Source organism: Aquitalea sp. LB_tupeE, from assembly GCF_013391415.1.
Taxonomy (GTDB): domain Bacteria; phylum Pseudomonadota; class Gammaproteobacteria; order Burkholderiales; family Chromobacteriaceae; genus Aquitalea.
Genome location: NZ_JACAXB010000030.1, coordinates 120,437 through 135,771, shown reverse-complemented (window position 1 = coordinate 135,771; position 15,335 = coordinate 120,437). Strand labels below are relative to the sequence as shown.

The 15,335-nt window shown below is 53.6% G+C and carries 10 protein-coding genes; 6 read left to right on the top strand and 4 right to left on the bottom strand.

The features are described from left to right. Positions 1–293: 293 nt before the first annotated feature. The 3 genes from HWX34_RS15580 to uvrA form a co-directional block, all read right to left on the bottom strand. Positions 294–494 carry a hypothetical protein gene (locus tag HWX34_RS15580; RefSeq protein ID WP_178973090.1) on the bottom strand — a complete coding sequence of 67 codons (201 nt, stop codon included), beginning with the start codon at positions 492–494 and terminating at the stop codon, positions 294–296. Between the two features lie 303 nt (positions 495–797). Beyond that, positions 798–1,292: a VOC family protein gene (locus HWX34_RS15575; protein ID WP_255497093.1), complete on the bottom strand. Its 495-nt coding sequence runs from the start codon at positions 1,290–1,292 to the stop codon at positions 798–800. A gap of 9 nt (positions 1,293–1,301) precedes the next feature. Then, on the bottom strand, positions 1,302–4,130 hold the full coding sequence (uvrA, locus tag HWX34_RS15570; RefSeq protein ID WP_178973089.1) for an excinuclease ABC subunit UvrA: 2,829 nt from the start codon (positions 4,128–4,130) through the stop codon (positions 1,302–1,304). Positions 4,131–4,310: 180 nt separating this feature from the next. Between uvrA and HWX34_RS15565 the strand changes: the two genes are divergently transcribed. The 4 genes from HWX34_RS15565 (at position 4,311) to HWX34_RS15545 (ending at position 12,068) form a co-directional block, all read left to right on the top strand. Beyond that, complete coding sequence (locus tag HWX34_RS15565; RefSeq protein WP_178973088.1) at positions 4,311–5,675, top strand: MFS transporter; 1,365 nt, start codon at positions 4,311–4,313, stop codon at positions 5,673–5,675. Between the two features lie 90 nt (positions 5,676–5,765). After that, complete coding sequence (locus HWX34_RS15560; RefSeq protein ID WP_045848297.1) at positions 5,766–6,221, top strand: single-stranded DNA-binding protein; 456 nt, start codon at positions 5,766–5,768, stop codon at positions 6,219–6,221. A gap of 1,232 nt (positions 6,222–7,453) precedes the next feature. Beyond that, positions 7,454–8,926, top strand: coding sequence for a ShlB/FhaC/HecB family hemolysin secretion/activation protein (locus HWX34_RS15550; protein ID WP_370459766.1), 1,473 nt, complete (start codon positions 7,454–7,456; stop codon positions 8,924–8,926). Between the two features lie 262 nt (positions 8,927–9,188). Further along, complete coding sequence (locus tag HWX34_RS15545) at positions 9,189–12,068, top strand: GLUG motif-containing protein (RefSeq protein ID WP_178973086.1); 2,880 nt, start codon at positions 9,189–9,191, stop codon at positions 12,066–12,068. 216 nt (positions 12,069–12,284) lie between these two features. Here the strand turns inward: HWX34_RS15545 and HWX34_RS15540 are convergent, their stop codons facing one another. Then, positions 12,285–13,205: a LysR substrate-binding domain-containing protein gene (locus HWX34_RS15540; protein ID WP_178973085.1), complete on the bottom strand. Its 921-nt coding sequence runs from the start codon at positions 13,203–13,205 to the stop codon at positions 12,285–12,287. A 113-nt stretch (positions 13,206–13,318) separates the two neighbouring features. Here HWX34_RS15540 and HWX34_RS15535 point away from each other — a divergent pair, with 113 nt between their 5' ends. Both HWX34_RS15535 and HWX34_RS15530 read left to right on the top strand, forming a co-directional pair. Then, positions 13,319–14,485, top strand: a complete 1,167-nt coding sequence (locus HWX34_RS15535; RefSeq protein WP_178973084.1) for a methionine aminotransferase — start codon at positions 13,319–13,321, stop codon at positions 14,483–14,485. Beyond that, entirely contained in the window at positions 14,482–15,291 is an 810-nt protein-coding gene (locus HWX34_RS15530; protein WP_370459763.1) for a carbon-nitrogen hydrolase family protein, read from the top strand. The genes HWX34_RS15535 and HWX34_RS15530 overlap by 4 nt, the downstream gene beginning before the upstream one ends. The last annotated feature ends 44 nt before the right edge of the window (positions 15,292–15,335 follow it).

Sequence of the window (15,335 nt, the reverse complement as noted above, 5' to 3'; positions counted from 1 at the left end):
CCGCAGGCCCGCAATTTTGCGGGCCTTTTGCTTGGCAGGAACGCCAGGAGCAAAGTGCGCCGAGGCCACCTCAGACTGCACCGAGAAGTGGCAGACCTGCTATCGGACTTCATCCGCCAGCAACAACCCTGCGCAGCCATGCTGCAATTGCAGCGCCAGTTGCTGGATGAGTTGGCAGCGCTGCACAGCCCGTAAGCCCTGCCGCCGCAGCGTTGATCTACCTGGCTGAAACGACCAAGGCCCGCCATTGGCGGGCCTTGTTACGTCACTGGGTCAAACCCGGCGTGGCAGCTTTACTGCTGTTGTCCGGCGGGCTGCGGCATGCTGCTGCCCTGCTCAGGTGCTGCATCAGGCAGATTGCCTTGTGGTGCCGAAGCCTGCGGCTGCTCAGACTGTGTTTGCGGCGCGGGCGTGGCGGCAAAGACCAGATTGATCAATCCCAGGCTGGCCGGGGGCAGGGAAAGCATGGCAACAACAAGCAATTTCTTATGCATGAGCTTCTTTCAATGTGGTTGGAAGACAAGCCTGTTTTTGCAAACACTATGCCAGCCACACATTGTTATTTAAAATCAATGCTTTGCATTGAAAAATACCAAGCCAGACCATGCCAGTTGTCGGCAATGAGCGACTAATATTGCAAGCATCGACTCAAGCCGTTGAAATGACAGCACTTTTTGAGTCGTTGATTGACGACACCCAGATATCACCTGAGCTACCCTCTTGATTTGACAAGTTTTTCAAGCACAGCCGCCATAAAAAAACCCGCCGTAGCGGGTTGGTGATGTCAGTTGAGGCAATCAGGCCGGCTTGTTGCCCAGCTTGAGCTTGCCCACCAGCCAGGTGTGGTCGTAGCTGACAATCTCGAACGGGTTGCCGAACGGGTCGACAAAGCTGATAGAACAGAAAAACTGGTGATCCACCACCGAGTCGCGCGCCACGGCCTGTCCGGAGCGGTCAATCACCCGCTCGCCAGCCAGCTGGTCTATCCACTCCAGGAAATCCTGCCCACTTACCAGGAAGGCCACCGAACCGGGTTCGCATACCGGCTTGTCCTCCTGGGCCAATGCCAGTCGCACCGAGCCATTGCTGTTCATCAGCATCACGACGCCATGCGGGCCGCTTTGCATGTGCTTGTAACGCGTGTCGGGGACCAGGTTCAGCACACGCTGATACCAGCCCTGCGCCTTTGCCAGATCGGTGACACGGATATGGATATGGTCAATCTTGCCAAGCGATAGCATTGCATCCTCATCGGGTGTGGGTGGCGCGGCCACGGCGTGGCGCGCGCCCATTCTATGGTCTTAGTCTCGCGGCGTCAGCAGCGGCTTGAGATAACGTCCGGTATGGCTGACCGGATTGGCCGCCACCTGTTCCGGCGTGCCGGTGGCAATGATCTGGCCACCACCCGCACCGCCTTCCGGGCCAAGGTCGATCAGCCAGTCGGCCGTCTTGATCACATCCAGATTGTGTTCGATCACCACGACGGTATTGCCGTTTTCACGCAGACGATGCAGTACTTGCAGCAGCAGGTCGATATCGTGGAAATGCAGGCCGGTGGTGGGTTCATCCAGAATATACAAAGTACGGCCAGTGTCACGCTTGGACAGTTCCAGCCCCAGTTTCACCCGTTGTGCTTCGCCACCGGACAGCGTGGTAGCGCTCTGTCCAAGGCGGATATAACCCAGGCCCACGTCCATCAATGTTTTCAGCTTGCGGGCCACTGCCGGTACCACGCTGAAGAATTCCAGCGCCTGCTCCACCGTCATGTCCAGCACTTCGTAAACGTTCTTGCCCTTGTACTGCACTTCCAGCGTTTCGCGGTTGTAGCGTTTGCCGTGGCACACGTCGCAGGGCACGTAGATGTCCGGCAGGAAGTGCATTTCCACCTTGATCACCCCGTCACCCTGGCAGGCTTCGCAGCGGCCGCCCTTGACATTGAAGCTGAAGCGACCCGGCCCGTAGCCGCGTTCACGCGACAGCGGCACGCCGGCAAACAGTTCACGGATGGGGGTGAACAGGCCGGTATAGGTGGCCGGATTGGAACGCGGCGTGCGGCCGATCGGGCTCTGGTCGACGTTGATCACCTTGTCCAGCAACTCCAGCCCTTCGATGCTGTCGTACGGTGCCGGTTCTTCGCTGGCACCGTTCAGATCGCGCGCGGCAATTTTGTACAGGGTGTCGTTGATCAAGGTGGACTTGCCGGAGCCGGACACGCCTGTAATGCAGGCCAGCATGCCCAGCGGCAGTTCCAGCGACACATTCTTCAGATTATTGCCGGTGGCACCATGCAGCTTCAGCACCCGTTCCGGGTTGACCGCGCGGCGCTCGCCCGGCCAATTGATGCGGCGGCGGCCGGACAGGAAGGCCCCGGTCACCGAATTTTCATTCGCTGCCACATCAGCCGGCGTACCGGCCACCAGCACTTCACCACCGTGTTCACCGGCACCGGGGCCCATGTCTACCAGGTAATCGGCGGCGCGGATGGCGTCTTCGTCGTGCTCCACCACAATCACGCTGTTGCCGATGTCGCGCAGGCGCATCAGCGTGGCCAGCAGTCGGTCGTTATCGCGCTGGTGCAAACCGATGGACGGCTCGTCCAGCACATACATCACCCCGGTCAGGCCGGAGCCGATCTGGCTGGCCAGGCGGATACGCTGTGCCTCGCCACCAGACAGGGTATCGGCGGAACGTGACAGGTTGAGGTAGTCCAGACCCACATTATTGAGGAAGGACACCCGCTCGCTGATTTCCTTGACGATCTTCTCCGCCACCGCCTGCTTCTGGCCGGTGAATTCCAGCTGGGCAAAGAAGGCTGCGGTTTCTTTCAGCGGCAGCTGGTTGAGTTGATGCAAGGTCTGGCCGCCAATGAACACATGGCGCGCCTCCAGCCGCAGGCGCGAACCGGAGCAATGCGGGCAGGGCTGGTTGTTCTGGTACTTGGCCAGCTCCTCGCGCACTGCGCTGGAGTCGGTTTCGCGGTAGCGGCGTTCCAGATTGGGGATGATGCCTTCAAACGGATGGGCGCGGGTAAAGCGGGTGCCCTTCTCCGACATGTAGACAAATTCGATGCTGTCGCGGCCGGAACCATGCAGCACCACATGGCGCACTTTTTCCGGCAGGTCTTCAAACGCCAGCTCGGTGGGCGAAAAGCCGTAATGCTCGCCCAGTGCCAGCAGCATCTGGAAGTAAAACTGGTTGCGCTTGTCCCAGCCCTTGATGGCACCGGCCGCCAGCGTCAGTTCCGGGTGGGCCACCACGCGTTTGGGGTCGAAAAAGGTGATTTCACCCAGACCGTCACACTTGGGGCAGGCACCCATGGGGTTGTTGAAGGAGAACAGGCGCGGCTCCAGCTCCGGCAGGCTGTAGCTGCACACCGGGCAGGCAAACTTGGCCGAGAACCAGTGTTCCTGGCCGCTATCCATCTCCACCGCAATGGCGCGGCCTTCGGCATGGCGCAAGGCGGTTTCAAAGCTTTCCGCCAGCCGCTGCTTCATGTCCTCGCGCACTTTCAGGCGGTCGATCACCACCTCGATAGTATGCTTCTTGTTTTTGTCCAGCTTGGGCAGGCTGTCGATTTCGTACACCTCGCCATCCACCCGCACGCGAATGAAGCCCTGGGCGCGCAAGTCGTCGAACAGGTCGAGGTTTTCACCCTTGCGGCCCACAATCACCGGGGCCAGGATCATCACCCGGGTTTCTTCCGGCAGCGCCAGCACATGGTCCACCATCTGGCTGACGGTTTGTGAAGCCAGCGGCACGCCGTGTTCCGGGCAATGCGGCTCGCCTACGCGGGCAAACAACAGACGCAGGTAGTCGTGGATTTCCGTGACCGTGCCCACGGTGGAGCGCGGGTTATGGCTGGTGGCTTTTTGTTCGATGGAAATGGCCGGCGACAGGCCTTCGATCAGGTCGACATCCGGCTTTTCCATCAATTGCAGAAACTGCCGCGCATAGGCCGACAGGCTCTCTACATAGCGGCGCTGGCCCTCGGCATACAGGGTGTCAAAAGCCAGCGAGGACTTGCCGGAACCGGACAGGCCGGTGATGACGATCAACTGGTTGCGCGGCAAATCCAGATTGACGTTTTTCAGATTGTGCGTCCGAGCGCCACGAATGCGGATGGTGTCCATGTGTGAGAGCGTTACTCAGTCGGTCGGGGAACCTGATAATATACCCGACTTGGCGACCGCCGCTCCACCAAAGTATGCGCTGCAGCAAAAAAGGTGGCGCAGGACAATGGCCCGCAAGGTAAACCGCTGGCCGTCGGCGACGTTGATAGCCTGACTCCTGAATCGATAACGACAACGCACATGAATTCGCTTGAATTGCGCGCCAGCCTGGGGCTGGCCGGTATTTACGCCCTGCGCATGCTGGGCATGTTCCTGATCCTGCCGGTGTTTGCCATTTACGCGCAAACCCTGCACGGAGCCGACAACCACACCCTGATTGGCCTGGCACTGGGCAGCTACGGCCTTACCCAGGCCCTGCTGCAACTGCCGCTGGGCATGCTGTCCGACCGCATCGGCCGCAAGAAGGTGATTTACGGCGGGCTGCTGCTGTTTGCCATCGGCAGCTTCGTGGCCGCAGGTGCGCACGACATTGTCACCCTCACCATCGGCCGCGTGATTCAGGGCTCCGGTGCCATCTCCGCCGCCATCACCGCCCTCTTGGCCGACCTCACCCGTGAAGAGAACCGCACCCGCGCCATGGCCATGATAGGCATGAGCATAGGTACCACTTTTGCCGTCAGCCTGGTGCTGGGACCGGTGCTGGCGCAGTACATTGGCGTCAACGGCATTTTTGCCCTGACCGGCGCGCTGTCACTGGCCGCGCTGGTAGGCGTGTGGCTGATCATCCCCGACCCGGCCATCTCGCGCTTTCATTCGGATACCGAAGCCAATACCAAGCGCCTGCCAGCAGTACTGAAAAACCCGCAGCTGCTGCGGCTGAACTACGGCATCTTTGCCCTGCATGCCGCGCAGATGGCCATGTTTGTCACCATCCCGTTTGCCCTGATCAAGACCGCAGGCCTGGACAAGGCACACCACTGGGAGGTGTACCTGCCGGTCACGGTGATCGGCTTCATCCTGATGGTGCCTGCCATTATCTATGGCGAAAAAAAGGCCAAGCTGAAGCAAGTATTCATCGGCGCCATTGCCATCATGACCGCCGCCCAGCTGGGCATGGCACTGGCGCTGGACAGCTTCTGGCAAATCGTGATGTGGCTGGGCCTGTATTTCATTGCCTTCAATATTCTGGAAGCCACCCTGCCCTCACTGATTTCAAAAATTGCCCCGGCCGATGCCAAAGGGACGGCCATCGGTGTGTATAATACGGCCCAGTCTTTCGGCCTGTTCATGGGTGCCGCGGCCGGTGGCTGGCTGTACACCCATTACGGTCCGGCTGGTGTGTTCGGCTTTACCAGCGTGCTGATGGCCAGCTGGCTGCTGGCATCGTTCAGCATGCAGGCACCACAGGCCGTGCGCTCGGTGATGTTCCACATCGGCGAGGACTGGCAAGGCAACCCGCAGCAATTGTCACAGCAGCTTTCTGCCCTCACCGGCGTTAGTGAGGCTGTGGTGGTGCTGGAAGACCGGGTGGCCTACCTCAAGGTAGCCCAGCAAGGCTGGGACGAGGATGCCGTCAAGCAGCTGATCGCCAACACTTATTCCTGACGGTGCGGCACTTGCCAGCACGCACCTCACCCTGCAATCATGCGTCGGCCAAGACCGGCGCAGCATTATCGAATCGAATCGGAGATCCACATGAACAGCATCACTTTTGACGGACGCCTGGCGGCAGACGCCGAACTGCGCTACACCCCGAGCGGCGAACCGGTGCTGAGCTTCCGCGTGGCCAGTGACATAGGCTTTGGCGAACGCAAGACCACCAACTGGTTCAGCTGCCAGGTATGGGGCAAGCGCGGCGAATCGCTGAAAAACTTCCTGAGCAAGGGCCAGCAAGTCACCGTGTACGGCCAGCTCACCCTGCGCGAATGGCAGAACAAGGAAGGCCAGAAACAACTGTCGCCGGATGTCCGCGTGAACGAGCTGAGCCTGCAAGGCGGCAAGCGTGAAGGCGGCTCGTCCATGGACGACAACTATGCTTACGGCGAACCGGCAGCCCAATCCCGCCCGGCAGCCGCTCCGGCCGCCCCGCGCCGCATGGAAGCCAAGCCGGCACCGAAGCTGGACGACATGGATGATGACATCCCATTTTAAGTCCTGACTAAAGAAATGTTGCCCATGCAAAAAGCCAAGTTACTAAACTAACTTGGCTTTTTTCTTGCGTATCCGGCTGTCAAGCTGCTACTTAATCCACCCCAATTAATACCACCTGACATCGCTTTGCAAACTGGACACCAGGACTAGAAGCCCCTATACGCTCCAGCATGGCAAGACCTGAGCAACATCACCAACGCTAGTTAGAACCACTCAACAACCTTACGACTACATTGTCTGTCATGAGCATATCCGGTGAGCGTGATTCTCGGGTCACAAAGTTGATTTGCAAGGATAGTGCATCGCTCTGCCGTTTGCCCCCTCCCGTACCATTGGCCACACCTTCAGCACCATCCTGGCAAATCGATACCGATTCATACTGTTGATGCGCAAGGACATATTGGAAGTGGTACAGCTATTCTGCCCCAGCCTTTCAAATTCAGTCTGCCACGGCGCAGTACGTCAAATGCTTCATATACTCATCAATACTCGCTAAGCAAACGCGCGAACACACAATACCCCCACCACCTGTGTTCAATGCAACCGCATACGCTTTTCAAAACCTGGCTCCGCTTGATATGCAAACAGATTTGTAGCTGGCCCCAGCCAAGACAGCAAGTCATTGCCTACGCAAATCACACTGCTAGCACATCACCGTACAGATTCTTGCGCAAACCGTATTGATAATTAATTCATCAATCAATACGGCTTGATGACATATCCACCTTGCCAAAAAGCATTAAAACCTGCATCCGACGCCATGCAATACGGGTAAACAACGCAACATCTTAACCCCTTTAATTAATTAAATCAATCAGACCAATAAATTTAACAAACCAAAGAACCGACAAAAGCGGTCATTTTAAATTTAATTAATCCTTGAAGAAAAATCATCCAACATACCAGACTTTTCTTATTTGAAAGAATTCTGATTTTCCTATTATATCCAAAGTCACTCAGACAATAATTTCGGACAATCGCAAGAGAATTCATTTCAATATGCACAAAGCAATATATACAAAGAATAAATGCAAAAAAACGACAAACAGATCACACCTAACCATATTGGCTTGCATTGGCATTTACTTAATTTCCGAAAAGACACTGTCAGCACCAAGCGGTGGGCAATTAATACGAGAAATTGAACAACAACAGAAAATGGATGTCCTCATCCAGCAGCAACCATTGCAACTGGATATCAATAGAAAAAAAAGAAGGAAACAGAGTCGGACATCAACAATATCAAGATACCTATTAGTAAATTTATTTTCAAAGGAAATAAATCAATTGATGACGCAACACTAAACTCCGTCATCAAGAATGACATAAAGAACGAGTACACACTGAATGATCTCCAGAAAATTACATCAAAAATTGAGCAGTTTTATCAAAAAAATAATTACACACATGTCCACGCATTCATTCCACCGCAAGAAATCGACAACGGCACATTGACAATAGAAATTTCAGAAGGGAAATATGGTGAAATCACCATCAATAACAAATCAAAACTGAAGAATAGCGTAATAGAGAATTCAATAAGATCAATAAAGAGCAACGAAATAATTGAGTCAAAAAAACTAGAAAGCACACTAATCAGGCTAAATCAAATACCTGGAATTGATGCCAAATCAACTCTACAACCAGGCGCAGAAAATGGCCAAGCAGACTTGATTATAGATATAAAAGATGAAAATGCCATAAATGGTGATTTAAGCATTGACAACTTTGGCAACAAGGACACAGGCACTTACAAAGTTGCCGGCAGTGTAGTACTCAGAAATCCATCAGGAATCGGTGATCAATTGAATCTGAGAGCCATGGCAAGCAATCTGGAGAATCAATATCAACGTATTGCTTATCAACTACCAACAAATATTGGCGATTCTAAAATTGGCTTCTCTTATTCATCAATACAATACAAAGTTGGTGGTGCGTCAAAGGATCTGAATTTAAGTGGCAACGTTAATTCGCAAAGTATTTTTTTACAGCAGCCTATCATTTCACAGGTAGATAAATATGCAGATCTTCAAATTCAATATGAAGATAGAGTAATAAAAGACAAAGGCGACTACTACGGAAGCACAATTAAAAAACAAATCAATGTCCTATCAATGACATTTTCGGGAGGTGGAGTCGGTATTATGTCAGACAGGTCGGTTAGCAACTTCTCTGCCACCTATAGTACTGGACGCGCTGCGGTACACAACCCAGATTGGGACGCATTTTATCAAACATCAAGAAGATTCCAGGGTGTGTTCAGTAAATTAGTTATCAACGCAAACCAGACAAAATGGTTTACTAACAAGCTAAGTATATTTGGACAGGTATACGCTCAATGGGCAGATAAGAATTTAGATTCTTCAGAGAAAATTGGTCTGGGTGGCCCATATGGCGTAAGGGCTTACTCCGCCAGTGACGACTCTGGCGATATCGGCTTCATTACCAACATAGAATTACGTCATGCAATGATGCCCCAAACGCAGATATCGGCATTTTATGACTATGGGAAAATTCGATTAAATAAAAATGGCTGGGGAGGCGGAAATCCATTTATTCAACGCGCAGCGATGGGTGCAGCTTTGGAATGGTCAAGCAAACATGGTTCCATCAAGCTGATTTCAGCATTACCTATTTCTCCTGGGAGATCGACATTAGCAAAAAAGGCACCCTCCGTATGGATTCAAACCAGCTATTCATTTTAAGGAAATCTTCAACCTGGATCAGGCAAGCCAATCAGATAGAGCAGAATAATTTATGTAACACAAGTCACGCTCCCATTCGCCTGCGACAGCAATCAGACAATTTGCATCATTGATATTAAACTGCACAATTAACTAATATTAATCAAAAACCACCACTCAACCAACAATACACCAAGCAAGTGAAAGGAGGATGAATATAAACATATTTAATTTTTAAAAATTAGAAATAACAGACAAACTTTCACCTCGTTAAGGAATAAAAATGAACGTCATTTTCAGCCGCATCTGGAATGCACAAAAAAATTGCTGGGTTGCCTGCAGTGAAAAAGCAAAAGCTTGCAGAAAAACAGGCAGCATCAGCCGCTCTAATCTGCGAATGCTTACTGCAATTAGCTTAATTTCAGTACCTACAGCATTTGCGCTGCCAAGCGGAGGGGCTATCGTAGGAGGTGAAGGCACGATCGAAACCATTGACAATGGCAAACATGTCACCGTTAAACAGAATACTGACAAGTTGATTGTCAACTGGGATAGCTTTGGCATTAAGGCTGATGAAAAGGTGAGCTTCAATCAGCCTAGTAGCAGCTCTTCTGCATTAAACCGTATTTTGGGAAATGACGGCAGTGTCATTCTCGGTCAACTAAGCTCCAACGGGAAGGTATTTATTATCAACCCTAATGGAGTTGTATTTGGAGCAGGATCAAAAGTTAACGTTGGCAGTTTGACTGCATCAACACAAAACATATCCAATGATGACTTCAACAATGGGAACAATCGCTTCTCTGGAACTTCCACCGCAAGGGTGGTGAACGATGGAGCAATTAGCAGCCAGCATGGTGATGTTGTGCTTCTGGCTAACAAAGTCATTAACAATGGAACCATCAGCACGCCAAATGGAAGTATCGTACTGGGAGCCGGCAGTTCATTCACTGTCAATCCTGATGGTGCCGGTCTGGTCAGTGTAAAAATTGACGCTGGCGCTGTTGATGCTCTGGTGAATAACACCAACACACTCAGCGCAAATGGTGGCCAAGTTTATCTTGCAGCTAAAGATAGCAGCAATTTAATGAAAACCGTTATTAACAATTCCGGCATCATTGAGGCCAATACCCTTAACCTCCGCGAAGGGAAAATTGTCCTTGACGCAGGAGAGAAAGATAATATTGACGTAAGCGGCGTATTGACTTCCAGTGCCCAAGGAAATAACAAAGGCAATGGTGGTTTGATTGACATCCGCGGCAACCATGTTCGCATCAATGCAAACACTCTAGTTGATACGACTGCAGACAATGGTGCCACTGGTCAGTTTAGCGTAAAGGCTGAAGATTTGGCAGTAAACTATTATAATAAAAATATGTCAGATAATGCAATTTCAGCTGAAGCATTATCTAACGCGCTCAACAACTCTAACGTATCTCTCACTAGCACAAATGGTGATTTAACATTTGACGCTGCGACATCATGGTCGAGCTCAAACAAGCTGGAACTCAATGCAAGAAATAACCTTCTAGTAATGAGTGATATATGGGCAGCTGGAGACAAAGCATCTCTTGCGTTCAATACCGGATCTGGTAGTTACTACCTGCATGATCAGACGGCAATTACCTTATCTGGAAATGATGCTAGCTTCTCGCTTAATGGTAACGCTTACAAAGTCATTCAGAACCTGGATCAACTTCAACGGGTAAATACGAATCTGAATGGCCGTTACGTACTGGGCAATGATATTGACGGTGCAAATAGAAAATTCCAGTCCATAGCAGATGGAACTGCCCCCAACAAGACATTCAATGGCATATTCGACGGGTTCGGGCATACCATTAGCAAGGTCAAAATCCAGGCGACTGGCCCAAATGCCGGACTATTTGCATCAAATAGCGGAGAAATACGCAATGTCAATCTGGCTTCTAGCACTGTGACACCGGGGGCAGCACAATTCGATGCAACCATCGGCGGCCTTATTGGTTACAACAGTGGCAAGCTGATCAATAGCAGCAACAGCAGCGAATTGCTTTTGCTGAGCCCCAAAATAAAATCCAGCGTATTTACTAACAGCATGGGAGGACTGGTAGGGACCAATACTGGCGTCATTGATCGCAGTCACAATACCGGCATCATCGCTAGCTATGATAACTCCCATGCTATTGGTGGCGTTGCTGGTACTAATCTCGGAGGGACCATTACCAACTCAAGCAATGCGGCTACAGTAACCGGCAGCATGGTAGATGCTCTATATATGGACAGCGGCGCTGGTGGTTTAGTAGGCGTTAACATGAACGGGACCATAGATAATTCTCACTCAAAGGCAACCGTTAGTGTTTTCAAATCACAACAGACCGGCGGTCTGGTTGGCCAAAGCATTGAGGGTAAGATAAGTAACTCATCAAGCAGTGGCAGGATCGCTGTTGGAAATGATCAGTATCGATACACGAATGTAGGAGGCCTGGTTGGCACGATGACCTATGGCACCGTAGAAAACTCTAGTGCTGATGTTATGGTTGTTGGCACCAGACTTACTAGAGCAGGTGGCCTTGTTGGGTCCAATGAACTAGGAATGATCTCTAACGCAAATGCCACCGGTTTGGTTCTCAATTCGACGGGTATTGAAACAGGTGGATTGGTCGGCAGCAACTGGGGAACCATTAAAAATTCAAATGCTGCAACCATTATTAATGCAAACTCGAATACTAGTGTCGGGGGCTTGGTAGGCTATAACTATGCTGGCGGAACCATTCAGGATTCCTCAGTATCCAGGTTCGTTCCTCAATACGGAGAATCTGCAGTCATGGCCAACAACAATGTCAATATTGGCGGTGCAATCGGCACAAACCGTGGAACGCTGACACGTGTAACCGCAGATACTAGTGTTTTTGGTGGCAATTCCAGCAACGCGGGTGGTCTGGTTGGCAAGAATCAGGGAATTATTGACAGCTCCCTGTCCAAGTCTACCGTATCGTCTGGCTTTAACAGCAAGGTTGGTGGGCTGGTTGGGATTAACGATAAGGGTGGTAGCATTTCCAACTCCAAATTTACCGGGGTAGTCAAAAACCCAAGTTCCAGCTCCCAAGCCACTCGTGGCCTGATTGGTTTGAATCTGGGAACCGTTGATAGCAGTTCAATTTCTGGAACAGCCAATCCCTGATACACACCAGAGCAAAGGGAAGTAAACTGAGTTATTATTAATAACTAATAAAAGCACGAAGCTTTACATCCGCTTCGTGCTTTTTCTTTAGCACTGCATATTGAACAAACATAAAATATTTACCATTCACCCTATGCCCAGGTATTGAGTAGCCACTTTAAGAACAAAGTAAATCTATCTTGTTAAGAGAGGCAGTCATTCTTCGGGCTGGCATTTTTACTGCCCGTGATCATCCGCCATTCCACCCGTTCTGGTTCCCGCACTCATCTGATCCAGCAAGAAAGCGTTCAGCGCCAACACACCGGGTCGCTTTTCATCCGGCCGCAGTGCCAATGCATAGGCATACCCACTCAACCATGGCGGCATGTACGGTGCCAGCAGCAGCCCCTCTGCAAGTTCCTGCCGTAGCAAGTTCACATCACCCAAGGTGACGCCACAGCCTTGCAAGGCTGCATTCATCGCCTGATCCAGCGTGTCGAATACGGTTCCACCACGGTACTCCACCGCTCCGCCACCACGGCAGGCCAGCCACTGCCGCCAGTCACGCCGGTCGTGCGAGGGGTGCAGCAAGGGGTAGTGCTGCAAGTCGGCCACCTGCTGCAGCGGCTGGCCGGTCTTTGCCAGCAATTGCGGGGCAATCACCGGGGTAAGCTGCTCGACCAGCAGCAGCGTCTCGTTCCCCGCAATCGCTTTCTGCGGTTTGTAGACAATGGCCAGGTCAACATCCTCGCGGGCAAAGCTGACCGCATGCTCGTGCACACCAGCCAGTTGCACCGGCCATTCCGGTGCCTGACGGAAAAACTGCTGCAACACCGGCAGCAGCCAGCGCACCACACAGCTGGGTGCCTTGATGCACAAGGGGACGGCCAGGCTGGCTGCGGCATCCACCCCCTGGGAAATCACCTTGAAACCACGTTGCACATAGCCCAGCAGCAAGCTGCCCTGGGCCGTCAGGCGCAAGCTGCGCGCATAGCGGTGAAACAAGGGATACCCCAGGCTGTCCTCCAGTTGGCCAATCTGCTTGCTGACCGCACCCTGGGTAATGAACAGCTCATTGGCGGCACGGGTGAAGCTTTGGTGGCGTGCCGCCACCTCAAACACCGACAAGGCATACAGTGGCAGGGACTTTCGGGACATACGGGGTTTCCATGACTGAGTTTTTCTCATTTATAACATGCCGATTTATCGTTTGTGTCATGGCCTGCAAAACCGTTGAATACAGTCATTCCCATTATCAAGGGCCAAACCCCATGCTGCATTCCCCCGTCAGCCCGCGCTCGCGCCTGCCGCATGTCGGCACCACCATTTTCAGCGTGATCGGCCAGCTTGCCGCACAGCATCAGGCCATCAATCTGTCACAGGGCGCTCCCAACTTCCCTTGCAGCGAGGCATTGCTGCGTTACGCCAGCGAAGCCATGCAGGCCGGGCATAACCAGTACGCACCAATGACCGGTCTACCCGACTTGTGCGCAGCCATCAGCGCCAAGACCGAAGCCCTGTACGGCTGTCGTTATGACAGCGAGCACGAAGTCACCATCATGGCCAGTGCCAGCGAGGCTTTGTTTTGCGCTGTCAATGCGCTGGTGCATGCCGGGGATGAAGTGATTGTTTTCGAACCGGCCTTCGACAGCTATATCCCGATGATAGAGCTGCAAGGTGCCACACCGGTGGTGATCAAGCTGGCCGCACCCCACTTCGCCATTCCCTGGGACGAGCTTGCCGCACGCATCAGCCCGCGTACCCGCATGCTGATCGTGAACACCCCGCACAACCCCACCGGCACCACACTGTCCGCCGCGGATGCCGCACGGCTGCAAGCACTGACCGAGGGCAGCAATATCGTCATCCTGTCGGACGAGGTATACGAGCACGTGGTATTTGACGGCGCACAGCACCACAGCATGAGCCGCTATCCGGCGCTGGCTGCCCGCGCTGTGGTGGTCACCTCCTTCGGCAAGACCTTCCACGTCACCGGCTGGCGGGTGGGCTGCTGCCTGGCACCACAGGCGCTAATGGAAGAAATCCGCAAGGTACACCAGTTCGCGATGTTTGCCGCCGACACGCCGATGCAGCACGCGCTGGCCCGCATCCTGGCCGAGCCGGAACACTATCTGGGCCTATCCGCCTTTTACCAGCGCAAGCGTGATTTGCTCCGCGCCGCGCTGGCCGACAGCCCCTTGCAACTACTCCCCAGCCAGGGCAGCTTTTTCATGCTGGCGAGCTTTGCCCACCTGTCAGACGAAAGCGACAGCGCCTTCGTCCAGCGGCTGATCACCCGCCACGGCGTGGCCACCATTCCGGTGTCGGCGTTCTACGGTGATGGCACCGACCAGCGCGTCATCCGGCTGTCGTTTGCCAAGGACGACGACACCCTGCTGGCCGGTGCAGCCCGCTTGTGTGCTATCGGAGCAGCATGATGGCAAACACCCTGTTGGCTGCGGCTATCCAGATGTGCTCGGGTGACGATTTGGAACACAATCTGGCCCGAGCAGCACAGCTGGTGGCTGATGCCGCCAAAGCCGGAGCCCGCTTGGTGGCCCTGCCCGAATACTTTTATCTGATGCCAGCCGACGAACGGGCACGACTACCGCTGGCCGAAGCCTTCGGTAACGGCCCGCTGCAAACGCAGATGGCCAAACTGGCGCAGCAGCATGGCATCTGGCTGCTGGCCGGCACGCTGCCACTGCAAAGTGGCGATGCTGTCCATTTCCACAACAGCAGCCTGCTGTTTTCACCCGACGGGCACTGCGTGGCGCGCTATGACAAGATGCACCTGTTCGGCTTCCGGCATGGTGATGAATGCTACGCCGAAGCCGACACCATGCAGGCCGGAGACCACCCGGTCAGCGCCGACACGCCCTGGGGCAGCCTGCGGCTGTCGGTGTGCTACGACCTACGCTTTCCGGAGCTGTATCGCCAGCCACCGGCACCGGGCCTGATCAGCGCACCGGCCGCCTTTACCCGTAGCACCGGCCAGGCGCACTGGGACTTGTTGCTGCGTACGCGGGCGGTGGAGAACCTGGCCTTCGTCATTGCTCCGGCCCAGTGCGGCCGCCACCCCGGCGGCAAGGAAACCTATGGGCACAGCATGATTATCGACCCCTGGGGTCAGGTGCTGGCCTGCCACGCGGAAGGCGAAGGCATGGCACTGGCCAGGCTTGACCTGTCCGAGCAAAACAGCTGGCGAACACGCCTGCCTGCCCTGCAACACCGCCGCTTGTGAATGTGAATGGATCAATCAGCAACGCCAACAGCCCGACACAGGGC

Coding starts and splice junctions, on each gene's coding strand:
- HWX34_RS15580 (WP_178973090.1), bottom strand. CDS start 494: ATGCATAAGAAATTGCTTGTTGTTGCCATGCTTTCCCTGCCCCCGGCC.
- HWX34_RS15575 (WP_255497093.1), bottom strand. CDS start 1,292: ATGGGCGCGCGCCACGCCGTGGCCGCGCCACCCACACCCGATGAGGAT.
- uvrA (WP_178973089.1), bottom strand. CDS start 4,130: ATGGACACCATCCGCATTCGTGGCGCTCGGACGCACAATCTGAAAAAC.
- HWX34_RS15565 (WP_178973088.1), top strand. CDS start 4,311: ATGAATTCGCTTGAATTGCGCGCCAGCCTGGGGCTGGCCGGTATTTAC.
- HWX34_RS15560 (WP_045848297.1), top strand. CDS start 5,766: ATGAACAGCATCACTTTTGACGGACGCCTGGCGGCAGACGCCGAACTG.
- HWX34_RS15545 (WP_178973086.1), top strand. CDS start 9,189: ATGAACGTCATTTTCAGCCGCATCTGGAATGCACAAAAAAATTGCTGG.
- HWX34_RS15540 (WP_178973085.1), bottom strand. CDS start 13,205: ATGTCCCGAAAGTCCCTGCCACTGTATGCCTTGTCGGTGTTTGAGGTG.
- HWX34_RS15535 (WP_178973084.1), top strand. CDS start 13,319: ATGCTGCATTCCCCCGTCAGCCCGCGCTCGCGCCTGCCGCATGTCGGC.
- HWX34_RS15530 (WP_370459763.1), top strand. CDS start 14,482: ATGATGGCAAACACCCTGTTGGCTGCGGCTATCCAGATGTGCTCGGGT.